Annotated in this window: 16 protein-coding genes; 4 read left to right on the top strand and 12 right to left on the bottom strand. The window is 56.9% G+C overall.

Annotated features, from left to right (window positions below; all coding sequences use genetic code 11):
- Positions 1–501 (bottom strand): FxsA family protein, encoded by a 501-nt coding sequence (locus ABYT07_RS02150; protein WP_372989069.1) that lies wholly within the window; start codon positions 499–501, stop codon positions 1–3.
- A gap of 102 nt (positions 502–603) precedes the next feature.
- On the opposite strand from ABYT07_RS02150, the gene ABYT07_RS02145 reads away from it, so the two are divergent.
- Genes ABYT07_RS02145 through ABYT07_RS02135 form a run of 3 tightly spaced genes read left to right on the top strand, consistent with a single transcriptional unit; the run spans position 604 to position 2,872 of the window.
- Positions 604–1,263: a Tim44/TimA family putative adaptor protein gene (locus ABYT07_RS02145; protein ID WP_372989068.1), complete on the top strand. Its 660-nt coding sequence runs from the start codon at positions 604–606 to the stop codon at positions 1,261–1,263.
- Positions 1,264–1,301: 38 nt separating this feature from the next.
- Complete coding sequence (locus tag ABYT07_RS02140) at positions 1,302–2,294, top strand: murein transglycosylase A (RefSeq protein ID WP_372989067.1); 993 nt, start codon at positions 1,302–1,304, stop codon at positions 2,292–2,294.
- A complete protein-coding gene (locus tag ABYT07_RS02135; protein WP_372989066.1) occupies positions 2,291–2,872 on the top strand; it encodes a Smr/MutS family protein in 582 nt (193 codons plus the stop codon). The genes ABYT07_RS02140 and ABYT07_RS02135 overlap by 4 nt, the downstream gene beginning before the upstream one ends.
- Here the strand turns inward: ABYT07_RS02135 and ABYT07_RS02130 are convergent.
- Genes ABYT07_RS02130 through hslV form a run of 3 tightly spaced genes read right to left on the bottom strand, consistent with a single transcriptional unit; the run spans position 2,863 to position 5,989 of the window.
- Positions 2,863–4,089 carry an MFS transporter gene (locus tag ABYT07_RS02130; protein WP_372989064.1) on the bottom strand — a complete coding sequence of 409 codons (1,227 nt, stop codon included), beginning with the start codon at positions 4,087–4,089 and terminating at the stop codon, positions 2,863–2,865. The genes ABYT07_RS02135 and ABYT07_RS02130 overlap by 10 nt on opposite strands.
- A 38-nt stretch (positions 4,090–4,127) precedes the next feature.
- Positions 4,128–5,435 (bottom strand): ATP-dependent protease ATPase subunit HslU, encoded by a 1,308-nt coding sequence (hslU, locus tag ABYT07_RS02125; RefSeq protein ID WP_372989062.1) that lies wholly within the window; start codon positions 5,433–5,435, stop codon positions 4,128–4,130.
- A complete protein-coding gene (gene hslV, locus ABYT07_RS02120; protein WP_372989061.1) occupies positions 5,432–5,989 on the bottom strand; it encodes an ATP-dependent protease subunit HslV in 558 nt (185 codons plus the stop codon). Before hslV ends, hslU begins: the two co-directional genes overlap by 4 nt.
- Positions 5,990–6,089: 100 nt before the next feature.
- Here hslV and ABYT07_RS02115 point away from each other — a divergent pair, with 100 nt between their 5' ends.
- The gene (locus ABYT07_RS02115; protein ID WP_372989060.1) at positions 6,090–6,998 is read left to right on the top strand and encodes a hypothetical protein; all 909 of its coding nucleotides are present in this window, start codon (positions 6,090–6,092) and stop codon (positions 6,996–6,998) included.
- A gap of 50 nt (positions 6,999–7,048) precedes the next feature.
- Here ABYT07_RS02115 and trxA read toward each other — a convergent pair whose 3' ends face one another.
- The 8 genes from trxA to ABYT07_RS02075 all read right to left on the bottom strand — a co-directional run.
- Positions 7,049–7,369, bottom strand: a complete 321-nt coding sequence (trxA, locus tag ABYT07_RS02110; protein WP_372989059.1) for a thioredoxin — start codon at positions 7,367–7,369, stop codon at positions 7,049–7,051.
- Between the two features lie 36 nt (positions 7,370–7,405).
- Positions 7,406–10,783, bottom strand: a complete 3,378-nt coding sequence (gene addA, locus ABYT07_RS02105) for a double-strand break repair helicase AddA (RefSeq protein ID WP_372989058.1) — start codon at positions 10,781–10,783, stop codon at positions 7,406–7,408.
- A complete protein-coding gene (gene addB, locus ABYT07_RS02100; RefSeq protein ID WP_372989057.1) occupies positions 10,780–13,743 on the bottom strand; it encodes a double-strand break repair protein AddB in 2,964 nt (987 codons plus the stop codon). The genes addA and addB overlap by 4 nt, the downstream gene beginning before the upstream one ends.
- The gene (locus ABYT07_RS02095; protein WP_372989056.1) at positions 13,736–14,428 is read right to left on the bottom strand and encodes a nucleotidyltransferase family protein; all 693 of its coding nucleotides are present in this window, start codon (positions 14,426–14,428) and stop codon (positions 13,736–13,738) included. The genes addB and ABYT07_RS02095 overlap by 8 nt, the downstream gene beginning before the upstream one ends.
- Complete coding sequence (locus tag ABYT07_RS02090; protein WP_372989055.1) at positions 14,404–15,408, bottom strand: aminoglycoside phosphotransferase family protein; 1,005 nt, start codon at positions 15,406–15,408, stop codon at positions 14,404–14,406. Before ABYT07_RS02090 ends, ABYT07_RS02095 begins: the two co-directional genes overlap by 25 nt.
- Complete coding sequence (tsaE, locus tag ABYT07_RS02085; RefSeq protein WP_372989054.1) at positions 15,405–15,875, bottom strand: tRNA (adenosine(37)-N6)-threonylcarbamoyltransferase complex ATPase subunit type 1 TsaE; 471 nt, start codon at positions 15,873–15,875, stop codon at positions 15,405–15,407. Before tsaE ends, ABYT07_RS02090 begins: the two co-directional genes overlap by 4 nt.
- A 51-nt stretch (positions 15,876–15,926) precedes the next feature.
- Entirely contained in the window at positions 15,927–17,435 is a 1,509-nt protein-coding gene (locus ABYT07_RS02080; protein ID WP_372989053.1) for a PAS-domain containing protein, read from the bottom strand.
- Positions 17,436–17,529: 94 nt separating this feature from the next.
- Positions 17,530–18,386, bottom strand: an 857-nt coding sequence (locus ABYT07_RS02075; protein WP_372989051.1) for an ActS/PrrB/RegB family redox-sensitive histidine kinase, incomplete at its 5' end; no start/stop codon positions are given.

Genomic DNA, 18,386 nt, shown 5'->3' with positions numbered 1-18,386 from the left:
TCAATGCTTTGTCCAGCCGGACGGATCTTTGGCAAGCCGTTCCTCTTCGGAAAGCTCGTGATATTCGCCATCGATGACGTCCCCTTGCATGGGGCGGTGCGGGTGGCGGTTGGGTTTTTGGCCAAAATCGCCCGACATGTTTACGGTCCCGCTAACATTGATCTTACTGCGGATCGCGTTGAATGCTGCCTTCCGAATACCGGGCACCAGCAGGGCAAAGCCGACAGCATCGGTGAAAAACCCCGGTGTCAGCAGTAAGGCACCGGCAAACAGGATCATCGCCCCATGGACCAGTGGCTCCGTGGGATCGCGGACCTCGGACAAGGAGGATTTGATCTGACTAAGGGCCATCGCGCCTTGCGTGCGCATCAAAGACGTCCCGAGGATCGCCGTCAAAATAACAATCGCCAAGGTCCAACCGAGGCCAATTGCCCCACCTACCTGAATAAAAAGTGTTATTTCTATCAACGGTACAGCGATAAACGCTAAAAATAGCCACATGGCTAGGGTCCTTTCATAAGGGCCAGAGTGGACTTGGCCCGGTTCACACCCTACATAAGGATCAATGAACGATCTTTCCATGTTTCTCACCAAGAGGTACCTATGAATTCGCCCATGATACAGCTTCTGGTGCTTGCCGGTATCGCCGTGTTTCTGATCCTGCGTTTAAAGAATGTGCTTGGCACACGCGAAGGATTTGAGAAGACGCCAGAAATAGACGCGAAACCCCAAAAGGCATCCGGCCCAGCGTTCGAAGTGATCGAAGGCGGCCCTGACCTTGATATTATCGACCACGCTCCTGAAGGGTCCGACACGGCGTTGGCCTTGGCGGATATGAAGCGGGTCGAACCGTCCTTTGGCGTCAGCGATTTTCTGGGCGGTGCGCGCGGTGCCTACGAGATGATCGTGATGGGCTTTGAGCACGGCAATCTGGATGACATCAAACCGTTCCTGTCCGAAGACATCTACGAAAGTTTTGTCGATGGCGTTGCCGCCCGCGAAGATCAGGGGCTGACCGTTGAATCCACCTTCATCGGCATCCGCGAGATGGAACTGGAAAAAGCTACAATCGATAAAAATACCAACGAGGCAGAGCTGACAATTCGTTTCGTCGCCGAGTTGACCTCTGTGGTGAAGGACAAAGAGGGCAATGTTGTCGAAGGCAGCCCTACGGAAGTCAAACGTCAAAAGGACACGTGGGTCTTTGCGCGTGTCATGGGTTCGGATGATCCAAATTGGCTTCTCGTTTCTACAGACGGTTAAGATGTGCCTGTGCGGGTGCAATACTGGGGGCGGGCCTGATGGTGCCGCCCGCTTCTGCTGATGTGACGTATACAGTGATGGATTTTTCCCAGCTTGACGGCTGGGAAACTGACGATCACGCCGCAGCACTCAAAACCTTTCAGAACACTTGCGGAGACATGAAGGACGTTGATTGGCGCAACCTGTGCAAATTCGCGAATTCAGATCCTGAACCGCGCCAGTTCTTTGAACTTTTCTTTCGTCCCGTGTTGATCGACGATGGCCAGGATGCGCTGTTCACTGGCTATTTCGAACCGGAACTTGATGGCGACCTATACCCGTCCGCGCGCTATCGCTATCCGATCTACGCCATGCCGCCCGAGGCCAAGCAAAACAATCCGTGGCTGACGCGCCGCGATATTCTGGGCACCGATGTGATGAAGGGGCGCAGCCTTGAAATCGCCTATGTCGATGATCCGGTTGAACTTTTCTTTTTGCAAATTCAGGGTTCCGGCCGCATCCGATTGCCCGACGGCAACTTTATCCGTGTCGGGTATCGCGGTGCGAACGGGCATCCCTATCGGTCTATCGGGGTCGAACTGGTCCGGCGCGGGGTCTATGACGCCCACCAGGTCAGCGCCGATGTGATCAAGAACTGGGTGCGCCGTAACCCTGCCGAGGGGCGCGAATTGTTGTTTCACAATCCGTCCTACGTGTTCTTCCGCGAGGTCAGCAAAGTACCCGCTGATCAAGGCCCGCTTGGGGCGATGAACCGGTCCGTGACAACCAAACGCACAATTGCGGTGGACCCGAGTTTCGTCCGCCTTGGGTCACCGGTCTGGATTGAAAAGGCAGGTGCCAAACCGATGCACCGCCTGATGATCGCGCAGGATACCGGATCAGCCATCAAGGGTGCGCAGCGCGCCGATGTGTTCTTTGGCACAGGTGATACTGCCGGACGCGAGGCAGGCAAACTGCGCGATCCGGGCCGGATGATGGTGTTGATGCCGATCCAGCGCGCCTATGCCATGCTGCCAGAGCCGCTGCTATGAAGCGCAAGCGCCTGAACAAGGATGACCTGTCACTGTGGCAAAAGGTGACCGAGCGGACTGAAAAGTTGGACATGAACCAACTGTTCCGCCCTGAAATTGACGGCCCCCCGCCAAGCGCCCCGCAGATCAGGAAATCGACTTCGGTTGTCATGGGCAAACCAAAACCGAAACCACGCCTTAGCACTCATGATTTAATGCCGTCCCTGCCCGACCAGATCCGCAAGGCACCTGTCCAGATGGACAGCAAGGCATTCACCAAACTGAAGCGTGGCAAGATCAGTCCCGAAGGTCGGATTGATCTGCACGGTATGACGCTGGACCGTGCCCACCCTGCCCTGACGCGGTTCATTTTGAACGCGCATAAGAATGGAAAACGTCTGGTTCTGGTCATCACCGGCAAAGGCAAGATGCGCGACGAAGGCGGGCCAATCCCCGTCCGTCACGGTGTCTTGCGCCATCAGGTGCCGCAATGGTTAGCCATGGCACCGCTGGCCAGCGCCGTCATGCAGGTCAGTCAGGCCCATATCAGCCACGGCGGCGGTGGTGCCTATTACGTCTATCTGCGCCGTCACCGCTGAAGGCGGGCCAGCTTGCCTTGATATTTCAAGACGCCTGCCGTCGCCATGGCGGCTGCAATTACATAATAGATCGCAATCGGGATCATCTGTTCAGGGAAATTCACCCCCAGATCGATAAACAGCCCGGTAACACCTGGCCCGATCGCCGACCCGAATACCATCAACGCCGCCGCAACCGCCTTGATCGACCCGATATAGCGCGTGCCATAGAATTCGGCCCAAAAGACCGAGGTTGCAGTCGCCTGCATCCCCTGCCCGACACCAAATATCATCAGCCCGACGCCAGCCACGAAAATCGTATCGGCATAGGCCAGCACGGCAAAGGACAACGCAAAGGGCAACATCTGTACTGGCGTCACCCGGTTGACGCCAAAGCGGTCAACGGCCCAGCCGGAAACGAAAGTCGAGATGACAGATGTGACGGTATAAAGCGGCATCAGGGCGACGAAACTGACCAAAGACCAACCTTTGACCTCGGTCAGGTGGACCTGTTGGAAGAACAGCGCGGTGCCCCAAGCCGCTGGGCCAATAATCATCGGGATCATGAGCCAGAACAACCCGTGGCGCATCATCTGCATTCGCGTCCAATGCATGCCGTCCATTCCCGCCACTTGGGTGGTTTCGGCCATCGACTGCGGGGTGCGTTCCTGACGCAATAGCGCCAGCATCACGGGCATGGTGACCAGCACAAGCACTGCGGCCAGCACCCAAAGGCTACGCCAATGAAAAACGGCGAAAAGGGCCACAAAAACCACAGGCAAGATCGCTTGCCCCATGGCAAACCCCATCGACGATAGTGAAAGCGCCTTACCGCGCGTCGCCTCGAACCAGCGGACCATCGCAACGGCACCCAGTTGCGACATCATCCCCTGACCGGTCAGGCGAAGCGCATAGATAACGAAAATCAGCGCGATCCAGTTTGGCACAGCTGCCATCGCCAGACAGGCCGTCGCCAATGCAATCATCACCCAAAATGACAGGCGCCTGACCCGGAAACGGTCGGTCAAAACCCCTGCCCAGACCATTGTGATCGCGGAAAGCGTCGTGCCAATCGTGTAAATGCCGCCCCACTGCCCGTCGCTTAGGCCAAAGCTGCCTTTAATATCGCCCGCGAAAAGCGAGATGAAATAGGTCTGCCCATAGGATGACGTGAATGTCAGCAGAAAACCTGCCAACAAAAACAGCCAATTGGCGCGGATAAACTGAAGGTATGCCATGCGCCATCATTCTCAGGCGCATGGCGGAAAGAAAAGAGTTAAAGCACGTAGCGCGACAGATCGGTTGATCTGGTCAGTTCGCCCAGGTTCTTTTCGACAAAGTCGCCATCAACAACGACTTTTTCCCCACTGCGATCCGGCGCGGTAAAGGATAGCTCTTCGAATACACGCTCCATCACCGTGTAGAGCCTGCGGGCGCCGATGTTTTCGATGGATTGGTTCACATCTGCGGCGATCTTGGCCAATGCTTTGATACCGTCTTCGGTAAAGGACACCGCGACCTCTTCGGTGCCCATCAGGGCGGTATATTGCAAGGTCAGGGCGTTGTCGGTTTCGGTTAGAATACGCACGAAATCACCTTCAGTCAGGGCGCGCAGTTCGACGCGGATTGGCAAACGGCCCTGCAATTCGGGCAGCAGATCGGACGGTTTGGCGATATGGAAGGCACCCGACGCGATGAACAGAATATGGTCAGTCTTCACCGGCCCGTGTTTGGTCGAAACGGTGGTGCCTTCGATCAAGGGCAGCAAATCGCGCTGCACACCCTCGCGGGACACGTCGCCGCCGCGGGCATCGGACCGTGCGCAAACCTTGTCGATTTCATCCAGAAATACGATGCCGTTTTGTTCAACCGCGTCAATTGCGGCACGGTTCACGGTTTCGTCGTCCAGCAGCTTGTCCGCTTCTTCGCCGATCAACACCTCATAGCTTTCGGCGACAGTCAGCCGTTTCTTGACCTTGCGGCCGCCCATGGCTTTGCCGAACAGATCGCCAAGGTTCATCATGCCCATGCCACCGCCGGGCTGCCCGGGGATATCCATGGTGGGAAAAGGCGACGATGTATCAGACACCTCAAGGTCGATCATCGTCGCGTCTAGCTCTCCGGTTTTCAGCTTTTTGCGGAACATTTCGCGGGTGCCTTCGCGGGCATCTTCGCCGGCAATGGCGTCAATCACGCGTTCTTCGGCAGCTTTATGAGCGCTGACTTTGACGTCTTCACGCATGTGGTCGCGGGTCATCATGATGGCACTGTCAACAAGATCACGGATGATTTGTTCAACGTCTCGGCCCACATAACCGACTTCGGTAAATTTGGTCGCTTCGACCTTGAGGAAAGGCGCGCGCGCCAGTTTGGCTAATCGGCGGCTGATTTCTGTCTTGCCGACGCCTGTGGGCCCGATCATCAGAATGTTCTTGGGGTACACCTCGTCGCGCAGATCATCGCCCAGCTGCTTGCGGCGCCAGCGGTTGCGCAGGGCCACGGCAACGGCGCGTTTGGCGTCGTTCTGGCCGATGATAAAGCGATCAAGTTCGGATACGATTTCGCGGGGGGTCAGATCGGTCATTGTTTGATTTTCTCCACCGTCAGGTTGCCATTTGTATAAACACAGATGTCCGATGCGATTTTCATCGCGTCACGGGCAATGGTTTCTGCATCTCGTTCGCTGTCCATCATGGCGCGGGCTGCGGCCAACGCGTAATTCCCACCAGATCCGATGGCAGCCACGTCATGTTCAGGCTCTAGCACGTCACCGGCACCGGTTATCACCAGCAGTTCGGTGCCATCAGTGACAATCAGCATCGCTTCGAGTTTCTGCAGATATTTATCGGTGCGCCAGTCTTTGGCCAATTCGACACTCGCACGGGCCAACTGCCCTGGCGTCGCTTCAAGCTTGGCCTCAAGGCGTTCCAACAAGGTAAACGCATCCGCCGTCGATCCGGCAAAGCCAGCGACCACGTCAAACCCACCAGGGCTAAGCCTGCGCACCTTGCGCGCGGTGCCTTTTATAACGGTTTGGCCCAGACTGACCTGTCCATCGCCAGCGATGACGACTTCACCGGCTTTTTTCACACCGATGATGGTGGTCCCGTGCCATCCGGGGAATTCTTGGCTCGACATGCGCGGTCTCCTTTTCTTGCCTCCTATATGGCCGCAGCAAAGCCGCGCCACAAGGGCAGGGTCCCTTGTGGCAAAGTCTTGCCACCGTTAGCCTTGCCCTATGACCCAAGATCCAACCGTTCATTTCCTGCTTGAGCCCGAACTGCGCGAAGCTGCGCAAGCCGGTGACCATCCGTTTATCGCCAAAATGGCGTTGGTGCTGGAATCTGCCAGCTTTAGGGTCGCATATCGGGGTCATAACGATACAGACCGCAGTGCCGAAACCTATGTGCTTAGCCACATGAAGGCCCCGCCGACCAACCGCGGCCTCGTCTTCCGGCGGGTCTATGAATATCCGTTTTGGCAAATAGAATCTTCGGCTGAACGTTGGGAATGGGATGTCGCCAAATCCACGTTTGATCCGGCGCAGATTTCGGCACAAGACGCGGCACAATTTTACGCGTTCTGGCAAAAACGCCAGTATCAGGACGCGCCCATGCAGACCTCGCGGGCGGGGTTCATCTATGTCCCTTTGCAAGGGCGGTTAAGGGATCGCCGGTCGTTTCAGTCTTGCAGCCCGCTTGAGATGATCGAACACTGCCTTGCCCATGACCCGTCGCGTCAGGTTATCGCAACGATCCACCCGAACGAGATTTATTCTGATGCAGAAATCGCCGCACTCGAGGCGCTTGAACGCAAACACAAACGGCTGCGCGTCGATGTGGGCGATATGATACCGCTGCTGCAAGGCTGTGATTACGTGGTCACGCAGAACTCAAGCGTCGCATTTGCGGGCTATTTCTTTGGCAAGCCCGCGCTGTTGTTCGGCAAGATCGACTTTCACCATATCGCGGTACAGGCCGACATGGGCAATCTGGCGCAAAGCTTTGCCCAAGTGTCCAAGGCCAAGCCGGAGTATGCAAGATATCTCTATTGGTTCTGGCAAGATCAAAGCATCAATGCCGGGCGTGATGACGTCTATGGCAAGATCACAGCGCGGTTTCGGCGTTTTGGCTGGCCCATAGACTAAGGGCGCATCGTTTCCGACACGCCCTTTGAATTTCTCATGTTGCCAAAGGCTTAGATCGACTCTTCGATCCAGCTTTGCAGGGCTGCCTTAGGGCGGGCACCTGCCATGTTCGATACGACTTCGCCGTTTTTAAAGATGAACAGTGCCGGAATACCGCGAACACCCATTTGCGCCGGGCTGTTGGGGTTTTCATCAACGTTTACTTTGACGATCTTTACCTTGCCGTCCATTTCAGCCGAAAGCTCCTCAAGCGAGGGGCCGATCTGCTTGCATGGGCCGCACCATTCTGCCCAGAAATCCACAACTACGGGGATATCGGAATTCTTAACTTCGGCGTCGAATGTTGCGTCTGTGACTGCGACGGTGGCCATGGTGCTCTCCTGACAGCGATTGATTAGAGTGCGAACTTATGTAGCCACAGCACCGTCGTCAAGGTTGAGCGCGCGCGATAGGGCGTTTGTGATCAGTCTATCGGGCAGGGTCATCAAGGTCGCATTCCGGGTCCAAAGTATCGCGGTGCGGATGTCGTGATCGGGGAAAACCTGGCGCAGTGCCGCGGCATAGGCACCCATCTGGCGCAGCAATCCTTCGGGGCAGGCATCCGCTGTGTGGGGCACCACGCGGTTTGTTTTGTAGTCGATGGCCAAGACCTCGGTTTCGGTCACAAGCAACCTGTCGATCGTGCCGTGAATGCGTTTGCCAGCAATCGCCGCCGTGATCGGCACCTCTGCCAGCGCACTGGGGTCAAAGATGTGCCGGATGTCGGGGTTTTCGATCAGGGTAATCGCCTCGTCCAGCGCGGTTCTGGCGATCTGCGGATCATAGCCGTCGCTCAGCGTCTTCAGCACGCTATCCCACATGTCGCTTTGCATCAGGGGCAGGGTTTCCAGCATCCTGTGCACAAGGTTGCCATAGGATTTCGCAGCGTCTTCGGCCATGCCCTCTTCGCCGGCAAGCGCTTTGGCACCACCAAGATCAGAGGGGGAAGTGGTCTTTTCTCGTTCGGGAATGCTGCTGATGGGTTGGTCAAAAATCGGCTCTAGCACGGGGAAAATGCGGGGTTCTTGCGCCTTGGTGCGGATGGGCAGCCCGTCCCAGTCCCCTTGCTGGAACCGCAGCACACCGGTTTGACCCATAGGTGCCGCACCAGCCTGACCCATCGCGGCACCGACCATCTGATACCAACTGCTTTCGTCTTTGGGCAAATCCCCTGCAGCAGCAACGATCAGCCATTTTTCCGCGCGTGTCATCGCCACATAAAGCAAGCGCAGGCGTTCGTTCATTTCGCGTTCTTTGCGCGCATCCAAAGCCGCGCGCATGGCGCTTGGCATATCCGCGTCAGACATTTTCCAAACGGGGGTGTCGTCGACCTTGATGATTTCGTCACGAATAACGAGGGTCCGCTTGCCGGTATCGGGCAGGATCACGATCGGTGCCTCTAGCCCCTTTGCACCATGCACGGTCATCACCCTGATCTGGTCTGACGCATTGTCGATCTGCCGTTTGATTTCCAGATCATCGGTCTGCATCCAGACCAGAAAACCGGTCAAGCTGGGGATCGCGCCGCGCTCGTAGGACAGCGCTTGGGCCAGCATCGCGTTGATACCGTCTTCGGCCTCTGGCCCCAGCCGCGCCAGAAAATTCCGCCGCCCTTTATGGCGGGTCAGAATGCGTTCGATCAGGTCATAGGGGCGAAGATAATCGACCTGCGCGCGCAAATCCCGCAAGATAGATACGGTTTCGGGATGTTCACTGCTGTTGCGCAACGCCTGCCACAAATGATCTTCGGTCCGGTAATGCGACAGGCTGAACAGCATCTGTTCGGTCCAGCCAAACAGCGGCGATTTTAGCGCAGTTGCCAGCGACAGGCTGTCCTCGGGCGTGGCAAGAAAGGACAGCAGCGCGGCAAGATCTTTGACCGCCAGTTCCGCGCCGACCTTCAGCCGGTCCGCCCCGGCGATGGGCAAATCAGCGGTTTTACAGGCGCGAATGATTTCGGAAAACAGATCGCTGCGTCGCTGCACAAGGATCAGGAAATCACCCGCCCGAATGCGCCGGCGTTCAAAACTGCCAGCGGTATCGCCGTCAACGGGGATGTAGTGGTCGCCGTCGACCAGCGTTTTGATCTGGCGGGCAATCTGTTCTGCAAGAATGACGTTATGGTGATGTTCGGATTTCTGGTCGACGGGGTCGGACCATTCGCGTTCATCCCCGTCCTCTGATTTGGCGACCAAGGGCCACAGATCAACGCGACCGGGCAGGGCGGATTTGAACGCCTTGTGGGTCGTGTCAGCCTGAAACCCTGCGCTGGCATGGGGGGCAAAGCTGGTATCGACCAACTGCAAAATGGCCGAGGACGACCGAAAGGAATAATCCAGACTGCGCCGCTGAAAAATCTGTCCGGCATCAAGTATTTTCTGCTCGAACAGAGCTTGCTTATGGTCAAATTCGCGCGGATCGGCCCCTTGGAAAGAATAGATCGACTGCTTTTTGTCACCCACAACAAACAGCGTCCGCGCATCATCTTCGCGCGCGCCATCGCCGCTATAGAATTCATCGGCAAGCCGTTCGATCACGTCCCATTGGCGGGGGCTGGTGTCTTGGGCTTCGTCCACCAGGATATGATCTATGCCGCCGTCAATTCGGTACAAAACCCATGCCGCGACGGCAGGATTGGTCAGCAAACTGCGGGCCTTCAAGATCAGATCATCAAAATCCAGCCAGCCGCGTTTTTGTTTTTCCAGCGCATAGCGTTTTAGGAAAGACCCTGCGAATTGATGCAGAACCAGCGTCTTTTGCGCAGCTTTCAACGCCAAACGCGCGTCTCGTGCGCTTTCCACCCGCGCCATCAGATCGTCGATCTGTGCCATCAGATGGGACAAAATCTTTTGCGTCGGCTTGGTGGGGACGGCACCGATTTTAGCGGTAAACGGGGCTTTGGCATTGGCACCCGTCAGGAAAACATCCTCCAAAACGGGCAGGGCAGTGATGTCCATCTTGTCGAGCGTCTGAAGCTTGACTGCGGCTTTGCCGTCCAAACCGCCTTTTTCAATCATCGGCGGGATCATCTCGGCGAATATTGCCTGTTCGGACCCCAGAAAGACCGATGACGCGACCGTATCTTCGGTCAGATCCGCAGGCTGACCAAACAGCAGCAAGGCATCGTCCCGCGTCATGGGCTGCGCAAACCCTTCGCGCTGGCCGACGATGCTGTTGGTCAGTTTGCTGAAATCCTCTCCGGTATAGTGCCGCGCAAGGGCGGTCACGAGGTCCGCGTCGCGGCCTTCGGCCATGTTGTCCACAATCTCGGCACGCAACAGATCGGCGGCGCGATCTTCGATCTCGGTGAATTGGGGGCTGACGCCTGCTTCTAACGGAAAACGCCTCAATAGAGACGCACAAAACGAATGGATCGTCTGAATTTTGAGCCCGCCCGGGGTTTCAATCGCGCGGGCAAACAAGGTTCGTGCCATGCGCAGCTTTTCGGGGGTAAACGCATCGGTCACGCCAAGTTCGGCAAGCGAGGCGCGCAAATCAGCGTCTTTCAGCATCGCCCACGCCCCAAGCCGCTTGAACAAGCGGTTCTGCATCTCGGAGGCGGCGGCCTTGGTATAGGTCAAACACAAGATATGCTGCGGTTCGACTTCGTTCAGCAGCAAACGAGCCACACGGTCTGTCAGAACACGGGTCTTGCCCGACCCCGCATTGGCACCCAACCACGTCGAAGCATCCGGCCGCGCGGCATCAATCTGGGCGCGGGTGGCATCGTCAAAAGGGGCGGTCATGTCAGATCCTCGGGGGTGGGGTCAGTGGTGGCATCCCATTCGCCGAACCGTGCAAGCTGATCATAATCGCCCGCGAAATCTGTCGTCTTGACCATGCGGCGCGCGGTAAACCCTTGTTCATCAGACAGATAGCTGCTGATCAGCGCATGCAGTTTCGCTAGAACCTCATGGGGCGGTTCGTCTTCCAGCGGCGCGGCAAGTTCAACAGGTTTGCTGCCAAGCCCGATATAGGCCGCATGGGCCACGGTCGCGACGCCGATTTCTTTGAAACCGCCCTCTTCGACCATCGCCGCCTCAAGCAGCAATTGTTTGTCGAACGCTTTTTGTTCGGGTTTGCTGGGGGGCGCACCGGTTTTATAGTCATAAATCAGGATATCACCGTCATCCGTGCGGTCGATCCGGTCGGCATATCCGGTCAGGGTAAAGCCAAGATCGGGAAAGATATGACTTCCTTTCGCGGCTTTTTCAAAGGCGGCGGGGCTGGAATAGCTTTGGCGCCTAATCTCGTTTTCAATGAACCAATCCGCGATACGTTCAAGTTTGGTTAGCCACATGATACGGGCGGCGGGCCATGGGGCTTCAGCTTCCAAAACCGCGGATGCAGTGTCTAGCAAATGGGATTTCGTCAGTTTTGCAGGGTCAGCGGTGACAGATTTTATGAAGTTTTCCATGATCTCGTGGACGATGATGCCGCGCACAGGTGCGTCTGGCGATTGTACCAACGGGTTCAGCGCGCGCAGTTTCAGGCTGTGCTTGGCATAGACGGCATAGGGATCGCGGATCAGGCGCTTTATCTCGGTCACCGACAGGGCGTGGGGGCGCGCGGCGCGCGGTGGCCGGGGAGAGGGGCGAATAGCAGATTCCACCCGATCGACGGCCTCCATCGCACGCGCCTGATGCAGCCAGTGATCGCCGCGTTTAATCATTGTTTTCCACGCCTCATCGCCGCCTTGTTCTGGCAAGCCGTTCAGCAAATTGCCCAAGCGGTTCAGCCAGCGGGACGGTACGGTTTCCGCTTCATCAGACCGGATCGCGCGGGTCAGGCAAACCTCGGGGGCGGCGATGGATTGTTGATAATCGTGCGCCGACAGGCCAATGCGCCGTTCGGGCAGCAGCAAACCCGCTTGCACCCGCATCTGCCGGTTCAGCCAAGGGTCGGGCGGCGGTGCCTCGGGCCACGTGCTGTCGTTCAGGCCGCCCATGATAATCAGATCGGCACCTTGCACGCGCGCCTCCATCGTGCCCCAGATCATGACGCCGGGATGGGGTGTGTCGCTGTCGCGGATTTCGCCTTGTTGCAGCAGGGCACTGACCAGATCGGCGTAATCCGACGCTGACATTTCGCCACCAAACGGGGCGTTTTCGGTCAGGTTGGCCATCACGGTACGGGCCTCTTCGCCCGATTTACGAAGCCAAAGCGCGCTTTCTTCGACGGGGTTTGATCCATCGGCAATTGCGGTCGCCACAGCAAGGTGATCTGCGACCCAATCCTCAAGCGGTTTGTCTTGCCCGGTCTCGATACCAGCGAAATGTGCCCCGACCCATATGGCCCAAGCGTCCATTTGGTTAGGTTTCTTTGATCTGGAGACTGTTTTTTGCGAAAGTCGCAGCACCCCGTCGGCATCAGGATAAGGGAGACCATCGCGGCGGACTTGCAGCTCAAGCCGCTGGGTGTTGAGCTGGTGAATGTTCCGGTCGCCACCGCTATGGGTCAGCGGATGTTTGAGCAGGGTCAACAACGCTTCTGAATCCAGCTTGCGCACAAACAGATCGGCCACATGGCGCAGGAACCGACCCGGAGGGGACAGATGCAAGGGCATACCGGCACTATCATCGGGCAGAATATTCCACCGATCCAACGCGGATGTGACCTGCCGGGACAACATCCGGTCAGGCGTGATCAGCGCAGCGGTCTGCCCGTCTTCGACCGCTTGACGCAGGCGCAACGCGATGGCCAATGCTTCGGCGCGGGGGGTGGGCGCCTGGATCAGGGTCAGGTCCTGTGTTGCCTTTGCCAGATCGGGCAGTTTCGGCCCCTCGGTCAGCCAGACATGGGTGACGGGGGCAGGGCGCAACGACAACGATACAAGGGCGTTGCGTTCTGGCGATGGCGGTTCACGTGTGGTCCAAGGTTCAATTGTGCTGCGCGACAGATCAAGAGCGCGCACGAAATGGCGGAAACGGTATTGGGGATGGTCCTGAGACAACTGTTCTTGCGCCTCTCCCATATCGGCCCAAACCGCGGTCGGCATATCGAAATCAAACCCGGGCAAGATCACGGCACCTTGGGGCAATCCGGCAACCGCTTGCATCAGCATCGCGGACGTGCCGCGCGACCCTGTTGAACCTGCAACGATAATCGGATGTTGCGGCGGCGTTTCGGCCCAACCTGCGATCATCTGCGCAACGATCTGCCGCTGGCGCGCACGCGGGTCCGGGCGCGTGACGCTTTCCCCCAGATAGCGGTGCGCAATGTCCAGAAACTGCTTGGCGCGTTCCCAGTGGCCGGATTGATCGCTGACATCGAGATTTGTGATCGCCTCGACGGGGACGCCTTCGCCCTGCATTTCGTCGATCAATCCGGCCAGACTGTCGGACAAGTCATAAAGCGATGCACGCGGGGCCAGTTCGGGGGCTTGGTCCAGCAGTTTCGACACCAGCGTGATCAGTTCAAGCCTGCGGCGCAGCGCGGGACTGGGACGGGGTAGGGCGATGCCCGTGGCCAACGTATCAAGGTTGTCGATCATATGGATGCGCGGCAACAGGCTGGCGGGACCTGCGTCGAAAATTTCGCGCAGGCGTCGCTGCATGCGGCGGGTGTTGACGACCAGATCAATTTGCCCAATGGCCAAAGGCGACTGCCCTTTCAGGCGCGCAACCAAGCCGGTGACAAGTTCCTGTGGAAAATCAATGCCGGGGGCCAAGCCATAGACGCGCGGGGTCTTTGTCTGATCAAACACTGTGGGTCCTTAGCATGTCTTCGGCCAGTGTGATCCCTTGGGGATGGCCGACATCGCACCAATGTCCGGTGTAGGCCAGCCCATAGATGCGCCGTTGGTCCAACATCTGATCCCAAAGCAGGTTCAACGAGAAAACACGCTTGGGGATCGTCTCTAACAAGGACGTTTTGATGATCTGAACGCCGCCATAAATGACACCCGGCCCGCGTGTCAGCTGGCCATCAGCGGCCATTGTGAAATCCCCGTTTCCGGAATGACCAACAGCCTGCGGCACTGGAATGCCAATCAACAACGCGTCCATTTTCAACGGATCCCATGCATCAAGCAGCAGGGCAAGTGGGTTCGGTCCCGCCCAGATCGCATCGGTGTTCATCGTGAAGACCGGACCTTCGCCAAGCATTGGCAGGGCATTTCGCAGACCGCCGCCGGTTTCAAGAATATCGGGTGCCTCAATGATCGTGCGCACATCACGGCCCATCAGATGCCGCTGCAAGGGGTCAGGTTTGTAATGCAGATTCACGACGATGCGGTCTGGTGCGATCGATTCCGCCAGATCAAGCGCATGATCAATCAACGGACGGCCCGCGACTTGGATCATAGGTTTAGGCTGATCTTGGGTCAGATGTTTCATCCGCGTGCCGAAACCCGCGGCAAACATCATCACGGCATTGGGTGTGTCGCGCATTTGGATCTCAGGTCCTTTAGGAAGGCGGGGGTTGGGTCGGGCAGGGTGTCGCCAAGAAACTTTGCTATTTCAGCAAACTCCGAATGCGCAAGATTGCGCTGCACATAGCGCCACACCCGCGGGATCAGATCAACGTAATGCGCCTTGCCGTCGCGCAGGCACAGTCGGGCGAATATGCCCAGAATGCGCAGATTGCGCTGCAAGCCCAGCAGACAATAGGCGCGGTGGAAGGTGTCGGCATCAGCATGGGTTTTGCCGATGTAATGCGCGATCATCTCGGCCTCGATCTCGGGGGCGACATCGCGGCGGGCGTCTTGCAGGATGGATACCAGATCATAGGCCGGATGGCCCAGCAACGCGTCCTGAAAATCAAGCAAACCGACCCGCGCGACGCCAGTGCGATCTGGCAGCCACAGCAAATTTTCGGCATGAAAATCCCGCAGGATCATGACACGGGGTGCATTGTCCAGACTTTGGGCGAAGGGACGAAAAAGCGCGTTGAACGGGTCAATTGCGTCGGGGTCCTGCGCAAACCATTCGAACACAAGACCGGTTGCATCGCTCAGCCATTCAGAATCGCAAAGCGGCAGATCGGGGGGGGCTGACCCATGCAGGGCGATTAGCAAATCAGTTGCAGCAGTATAAAGCGGGCCGGTCATCTGAGGGGTGTCAACCATCAGCCGCGCAAAAAGCGCATCTCCAAGATCTTCGATTAACAGAAAGCCGTTGGTCGCGTTCTGGGCAAAAATGCGCGGCGCGCTTAGGCCCTGTGCCGTCAGATAGGTGGCGATTTCCACGAAAGGTCGCACGTCCTCACCCTTGTCGGGGGGCGCGTCCATCACTACAGCCGTGCTGCCATTTGCTTGGGTCAGTCTGTCATACCTGCGGTTCGACGCGTCACCAGCCAGCAAACTGCGTGTGGCTTGCCCCCAGCCTGCATCGGTGATGAAATCATTAAGCGCTGTTGTCCGGTTTTTCATGTCCGCAGTACGCCCAGCTTTTCCGACCACTTTTCAGCGCTCCATTTGGCGGTCAGGCGGCGGGTGTCGTCGCCGGTCGTCTCGAAGGTCAGATCAAGCGCATCGTCAGGGCGCAGAGTTCCAAGCCGGTCAGGCCATTCGACCAAACAAATTGCGGTATCAAACGCATCGGTCAGCCCAAGTTCTTCGACTTCGATGCTTGAGCTTAGACGATATAGATCCGCATGCCAGATCTGACCCAGCCGTGTTTCATAAGTCTGAACAAGCGTGAATGTGGGCGACGGGACGTCTTCGGGTGTCGTTAGCAATGACTGAATCAAAGACCGGGCGAAATGGGTTTTACCTGCACCGACATCGCCAGTCAGCAGAATCGTGTCGCCGCCCTTTAAAACGGCACCCAGATCGCGCGCAGTTTGGGTGGTCTGTTCAGGACTAAGCAAGGAAAGGGTGAGGGTTTGCGATGACATGCGCACAAGGTACGTGCGCGTGTTGGTCCGCTGCAAGGCAAAACCGATGTTTCAGGGGACTAGATTGGCGTCAACCACGTTGATTTGATCAGAGGACAAGACGGCGTTTGTAACAATATCAAACCGGATCAAGGTGGCACCCGCAACAATCGGCGAGATAATGCAGTTCAATTGCGTCCCGTCGGCCAGATACAATGGCGTATTCCATGTTTTGCGATCACCGAAATCGCGAATGAAATCTTCGATTTCATTCCACATCAGGTAGGGCGCGCATTTGCGTTTCCAGTCTTGAATGGCGTCATGGACGGTGACATCGGCAAAGCTGGTTTCGTGATCGACTTTCCAAAGATCCTGATAGGCTGAATTCGAAAACGTCAGAATGCCCGAGGCCGAGAATACAGCGATGCCGTCATCAAGCGTGTCCAGCATGGATTGACCCAACTCAAGCTCCGCACGGAAATTGCGGGTCAGGCTGACTTCGGCGCTGATGTCTTCGATCAGAAATGCCGTGGCGCCGTCCGGATGGGGGCGCCCTTTGACGTTATAGGTTTGGCCGGAATCAAGGGACCAGGTTTCTTCGTAGCGGCCGTCATGCGCGGCGCGGATCATTTCGGTGATGGCGGTGCGCCAGCTGGAATAGCTTTTCGGTTCGGGCATTTTTCGGGTTTCGCGCAGCTTGTCGAAAAAAGTCTGAACGGTCGGGCGCGCGCTCAAAAACTCTGCGCGCAGGCCGGTCAGGTCAATCAAGGCGGGGTTGAACAGCACAAGCTGGCTGTTACGGTCGAAAATAGCCAGCCCGATGGACAGTTGCGCAAAGGTTTTGGTCAGCGTCTGTACGAACTTGCGCTGGGCTTCTTCGGCCTGAACCAATGAATTGATACAGATGGCCTGATGGCAAATCACGCCATCTTGTTCGGTATGGTTGAGTTCATACCAGTCTGTCTCGCCGGACTCTGCATCTTGCAGAAAGACCCGACCTGAGGGTGAAGGCGTCTGGTCGCCAAACAGCGGCTGTTCGTCTTGATTGGCAGAGCCGACTGCCGCGCGAAGCTTTTGATGCGCCTCGTTGGACCAAAGCAGCTTTCCGTTTTGATCTGTGTGCCAGATGGGAAAATCAAGGCTAGTTGTCAGACGTTGGACCAACGCCTGTTCAGTGGTTTCGGTGATTTTACTTTTCTCAGTATTTGCCAAAAGCCTGACACGGCACAGCCCGCTTTGCCATGTGATCGTGATCTGTTTGGGCGCGTTTCCATCGTTTGCGGCAAATGTCACACTGCCGGTACCAACGGTTTCCAGCGTTTCTGGGAAATCTGCAAATCGGTCGCTGACTTTCTTGTGTAAATCGGACCAGTCGTGAAATCCGGGTTCAAGCGCCAGAAAACTATCCGCCGCTTCGGTCGCATGTTGAAGGATGCCGTCATCAAAAAGATAACAGATATCTGCAGCAGAAGAGTGATCCTGAGTTGGTTCCACAGCTGGCGATCTTAGCCAAAGATAGCCCAAAGTGCCGCTGGTTAACGTGGCAAGAACGACAATAAGGACATCAAAATAAGAGATCAAAGCCGGTCTCCTTTAAAAGTTGACACCAGCTTAGAGAGCAAAACCTTAACCTTTGATTAACTGAAGATGGGTGCAGCAGGGTTTTGCGGGCAATTCACGCTTTGATCGGCGTGTTTTCCCCCAATGCTGTTCGCGGTTCACCGTTTTGCGGATCAAGCTTGCGGCGCGGCCAAATCACCTCGACCACAGCACCATGTTGGCCTGTCACAGTATCGGACCCGTTCGCAAAGCGCAGTTCGGCACCTGAACGTTCAAGCAGTGTTTTTGCGATGAAAAGACCAAGCCCCATCCCCTCGTAACCGGGTCTTTGTGTCGAAGGTCGCCCGCCTCGCCGTCTGCGCATGAACGGATCACCAATGCGCCCCAGCAGATGTGGCGGGAACCCTTTGCCATCGTCAAAAATGCGTACGGAAATGTGATCATCGGTCCAGTTTGCATCAACCCAAACGGTCGTCTGCGCAAAGTCGACAGCGTTCTGGACAAGGTTACGTAGGCCGTGAATAATCTCGGGTTTACGCAATACTTCGGGTTGATCTGCCGCGCCGCCCAAATTTTCTGTCGAAAATTCGATGGTTTTGCCCCGTGCCCGATGGGGTTCGGCGGCTTCCTCTAAAACGGCCATCAAGGGTGCCTGACGCAGGTGCAAATCGTCTTTGCCGACGCGTCCCATATCGCGCAGAATGTCCCGACAACGATCCGCCTGATCACGGATCAACGCGGCGTCTTCTGCAAGTTCCGGGTTTTCTTGCAGTTCGTGCAGTAGCTCTGTGCTGGCGAGCTTGATCGTGGCAAGCGGTGTGCCCAGTTCATGCGCAGCCGCAGCGACGACACCGCCCAGATCGGTCAGTTTCTGTTCACGCGCCAGCGCCATTTGCGTGGCCGTCAAAGCATCTGACATCGAATGGATTTCGGTGGTGACCCGACGCGAATACGAGGTTGAAAACAAGATCG

Source organism: Sulfitobacter sp. (assembly GCF_041552635.1).
Taxonomy (GTDB): domain Bacteria; phylum Pseudomonadota; class Alphaproteobacteria; order Rhodobacterales; family Rhodobacteraceae; genus Sulfitobacter.
The sequence above is the reverse complement of the archived record's forward strand: the minus strand, read 5'-3'. Positions and strand labels throughout refer to the sequence as shown.